This is a genomic window from Vogesella mureinivorans (assembly GCF_007644035.1).
In the GTDB taxonomy this organism is placed as follows: Bacteria; Pseudomonadota; Gammaproteobacteria; order Burkholderiales; family Chromobacteriaceae; genus Vogesella; species Vogesella mureinivorans.
Genome location: NZ_VMTV02001120.1, coordinates 1 through 256, shown reverse-complemented (window position 1 = coordinate 256; position 256 = coordinate 1). Strand labels below are relative to the sequence as shown.

Annotated in this window: 1 protein-coding gene; it reads right to left on the bottom strand. The window is 63.3% G+C overall.

What is annotated here, in order from left to right; all coding sequences use genetic code 11:
* Positions 1–256: hypothetical protein (locus FLQ44_RS23045; RefSeq protein ID WP_147696193.1), on the bottom strand; the 256-nt coding region annotated here is incomplete at both ends.

Sequence of the window (256 nt, the reverse complement as noted above, 5' to 3'; positions counted from 1 at the left end):
CGATGACGGTATTGCCCAGGTCGCGCAGGCGCTGAAGGGTTTCGAGCAGGCGCGAATTGTCGCGCTGGTGGAGGCCGATGGAGGGCTCGTCGCGCACATAGAGCACGCCGGTGAGGCCCGAGCCGATCTGGCTGGCCAGGCGGATGCGCTGCGATTCACCGCCCGACAGGGTGCCGGAATTGCGCGACATGGAGAGATATTCCAGGCCCACATCGTTGAGGATTTTCAGGCGTTCGCGAATTTCCTTGAGGATGCG